The sequence below is a fragment of the Streptomyces hainanensis genome (assembly GCF_004348415.1).
Classification (GTDB): Bacteria; Actinomycetota; Actinomycetes; order Streptomycetales; family Streptomycetaceae; genus Streptomyces; species Streptomyces hainanensis.
This window is the reverse complement of record NZ_SMKI01000608.1, coordinates 1-3,843: the sequence shown is the minus strand read 5'-3', so window position 1 is coordinate 3,843 and position 3,843 is coordinate 1. Positions and strand designations below refer to the sequence as shown.

General features: G+C 73.0%; 2 protein-coding genes and 1 pseudogene. 2 read left to right on the top strand and 1 reads right to left on the bottom strand.

Translation table 11 applies throughout. The features are described 5' to 3' along the window. Positions 1-1,028: hypothetical protein (locus tag E1283_RS33400; RefSeq protein WP_132821918.1), on the bottom strand; the 1,028-nt coding region annotated here is incomplete at its 3' end. Between the two features lie 192 nt (positions 1,029-1,220). Here E1283_RS33400 and E1283_RS33395 point away from each other — a divergent pair. Together E1283_RS33395 and E1283_RS33390 are read left to right on the top strand one after the other, a co-directional pair. Continuing rightward, positions 1,221-3,437 (top strand): terpene synthase family protein, encoded by a 2,217-nt coding sequence (locus E1283_RS33395; protein ID WP_132821917.1) that lies wholly within the window; start codon positions 1,221-1,223, stop codon positions 3,435-3,437. A 147-nt stretch (positions 3,438-3,584) separates the two neighbouring features. Beyond that, positions 3,585-3,843, top strand: a pseudogene (locus tag E1283_RS33390) (cytochrome P450); the annotation flags it as partial.

The following is a 3,843-nucleotide window of genomic DNA, read 5'->3' as shown; positions in this document are numbered from 1 at the left end:
CCGCCATCAGCCCCGCCCCCGCTGTCACCGCCGAAGGAATCGCCGCCGTCGCCGGCGCCCCAGCCGTCGAAGCGCGCGCCGGGGCCGTTGTCGTCGGGGCCGCTCCCGAGGCCGGTGAACCACGGCTCCTCCCAGTCGACCGTCTCGTCGTCCGTCGGCCGCCGGGAGCCGAACCGGATCCTCCCGGTGTCGCCGCCGAGCCCGAAGCAGACCGCGAAGAAGTGCGCGAGTACCGCGTCCACCGGATGCCAGGTGTGGTGCTCGACCCGCGCCAGCGGAAACAGCAGCTGCCCCCGGCGGTCCCGCTGGCGGGGCCGGACGAGCAGCGCCACCGCACCGCCGTCGCGCAGCAGCCACGAGGCGTTCCAGCCCTCCGGGCGCAGCTGCCACTGGCCGAAGGACGAGGTGACCGTCACCGAGCGTCGTGACTTCTGCCAGCTCCGCTCGACGGTCAGCGCCGCCGGTCGCCCCCCGACCGTCAGTGCCAGCAGTTCGGCCGTGTGCGGATCCCCGGCGAGCAGGCCGCGCGGACCGCGCAGCCGCGCCGATGGCACGTCCGGCGCCCAGACGTCGGCGCGTGCCAGCCGACGGTCGACCGCGACCGTGATCGGGAACCCCGTCGGCCCGAAGGCGAGCCGGCGCAGCATCCACAGCGGCACGCCGTCGTGCGCAGCCCGCTCGGCGTGCTCCCGGACGACCGCCGCGCCGCCGACCGTCCGCACCGCCAACTCGCCGAGCGCATAAGCGAACTCGGCGGCGCGGCCGACCCGCACCGGCACGGACGAGCCCGTCACCCGGATCACCGGCACCACGCCGGGGTCGGGCCCGATCGCGGTCAGCGGGAGCTCGGTGCCGCCGGGGCCCAGCCACCGCCCGCGCAGGTAGGCGTCGGCCATGGCCGGCAGGTTGAGCGTGAGCAGCGCCATCGGCCGCCTACCGATCCGGAGCACCTCGGCGGTGAGCTCCACCCGCGTCTTCAGCGGATTCCTGGAACTCTCGGAGTACAGCGGCTCCGTTGACCCAGACATCGAACGTCCCCCCGTACGCACGTGCCGAACACGGCCATGTCACCAGTGAGGACGTCACACCATAGGCCCGCGGTTCACCCACACGTGTGGTTTGCCGTCGTGGGTGGGCGGAGCCGGGTCATGCTGGCCGGACCGACCACGTTGACCACAGGGGTCGGCCCGTGTCCGGCTAGCCCAGGAGATGACCCGACGGTGGCACAGCCCTTCCGCCTGCCCGACTTCTACTCCCCGTATCCCGCCCGGCTGAGCCCGCACCTCGACGAGGTGCGCGCCCACTCCACCCAGTGGGCGCGCGACATGGGCATGTTGGAGGGATCCGGGATCTGGACAGAAGCGGACCTCGATGCGCACGACTACCCGCTGCTCTGCGCGTACACCCACCCGGACAGCACCGCGTCCGACCTCGCCCTGGTCACCGACTGGTACGTGTGGGTCTTCTTCTTCGACGACCACTTCCTGGAGACCTTCAAGCGCTCCCAGGACCGCGCCGGCGGCAAGGAGTACCTGGACCGGCTGCCCGCCTTCATGCCCATGGACCTGGCGGCCGGCACCCCCGAACCCGTCAACCCGGTCGAGGCCGGCCTCGCCGACCTGTGGGCCCGCACCGTGCCCGCGATGTCGCTGGCCTGGCGGGCCAGGTTCGCCAGGGCCACCGAGCACCTGCTCAACGAGTCGCTGTGGGAGCTGGCCAACATCAACATCGGCCGGATCCCCAACCCCGTCGAGTACATCGAGATGCGCCGCAAGGTCGGCGGCGCGCCCTGGTCGGCCGGCCTGGTCGAGTTCGCCGCGCGGGCCGAGGTGCCGGCCGCGATCGCCGCCGCCCGCCCGCTGACCGTGCTGCGCGACACCTTCGCCGACGCCGTCCACCTGCGGAACGACCTCTTCTCCTACCAGCGGGAGACGGAGGAGGAGGGCGAGTTGAGCAACGGGGTGCTCGCCCTGGAGACCTTCCTCGACTGCACCACCCAGGAGGCCGCCGAGGCCGTCAACGACCTGCTCACCGCGCGGATCCAGCAGTTCGAGCACACCGCGCTCACCGAACTGCCCCCGCTCTGCGCCGAACACGGCCTCACCCCCGACGAGTCGGCGGCCGTGGCGCGGTACGTCAAGGGCCTCCAGGACTGGCAGTCCGGCGGCCACGAGTGGCACCTGCGCTCCAGCCGCTACATGAAGCCGGTGGACGAACCCGCCCAACGGCTCGGCCTCAGCGGCCCCTTCACCGCGCTGGCGAGCCTCGGCGTCAGCACCACCCCGCGCGCCGAGGCCGCCAGGGCCCGCGGCTTCAGCCACGTCCCGCACCGGCGCGTCGGCCCGTCGCTGCTGCCCGACTTCGACGTGCCGTACGAGCTCCGGCTCAACCCGCTGCTGCCCGCCGCCCGGCGTGAGGCGATCGCCTACGGCCACCGGGTCGGCCTCTTCACCGACGCCCCCACCGTCTGGACCGAACACAAGCTGGCCGGCTACGACTTCGCGCTCTGCGCCGCCGGCATCAGCCCGGACGTCGGCCAGGAGGAGCTGGACCTGGCCACCGGCTGGCTGGTCTGGGGCACCTACGGCGACGACTACTACCCCGTCGCCTTCGGCCGCACCAGGAACCTGGCCGGCGCCCGTGCCTGCACCGAACGCCTCGTCGCCCTGATGCCGGTGGACGACCCCCACACCCCGCCACCCCCGCTGCTGAACGCGCTGGAGCGCGGCCTCGCCGACCTCTGGCCGCGCACCGCGGGCGGCATGGCCCCCGCCGCGCGCCGCGCGTTCCGCGCCAGCGTCGTCGACATGGTGGAGTCCTGGTCCTGGGAACTCGTCAACCAGGCGCAGAACCGTATCCCCGAACCGGTCGATTACCTGGAGATGCGCCGCAAGACCTTCGGCGCCGAACTGACCATGAGTCTGTGCCGGCTCCGACACGACCGCGCGCTGCCCGCCGAGGTCTACGAGAGCGGTCCCCTGCGCTCCCTGGAGAACGCGGCCGCCGACTACGGGGCCCTGATCAACGACGTCTTCTCGTACCAGAAGGAGGTCGAGTTCGAGGGCGAGGTCCACAACTGCGTCCTCGTCACCCAGAACTTCTTCGGCTGCGACTACCCGGCCGCGCTGCGCATCGTGGACGACCTGATGCGCGGGCGGATGAGCCAGTTCCAGCACGTGGCCGCCAACGAACTCCCGGTACTCTGCGACGACTTCGAGCTGGACGAGGCCGCCCGCGCGGTCGTCGGGGGATACGTCGTGGAGCTCGGCGAGTGGATGGCGGCGGTCCTCAACTGGCACCGCGAGTGCCGCCGCTACCGCGAGGAGGACCTGCTCGCCGACGCCACCCCGGCCGGCTTCCTCGCCCCCACCGGGCTCGGCACCTCGGCCGTCCGGCTGGCCGCCGTCGCCCGCCACCGGGCCCTGGCGGCGCACTGACCGGGAGCCGGCCCGCGGCACCAGGCCACCCGCGGGCCGGCCCCCACCCGGCGGAGGGCGACGCGCCCGGTTCACCCCCTCGGCGTCAGGAGAAAGGTTCCCGCACCCGCTGCTGCATTCCGTAATCGCACATGTACGTTAGGTGGCGTGCACATCGACGAGACCTTCTTCGCGGACCCGCACGGGACGTACGCCCGCCTGCGGGCCAGCCGCTCCGTGCACCGCGTGACCGGCCCGGACGGTTCGGCGGCCTGGCTGGTCACGCGCTACTCGGACGTGCGCGCCGCGCTCCAGGACCCCCGCCTCTCCACCAACGCCGCGAGCAGCCACGGCGGTGACTACCAGGGCCTCCCGCTGCCCCCCGCGCTCCGCAACGACCTGCTCCACCTCGACCCGCCCGACCACA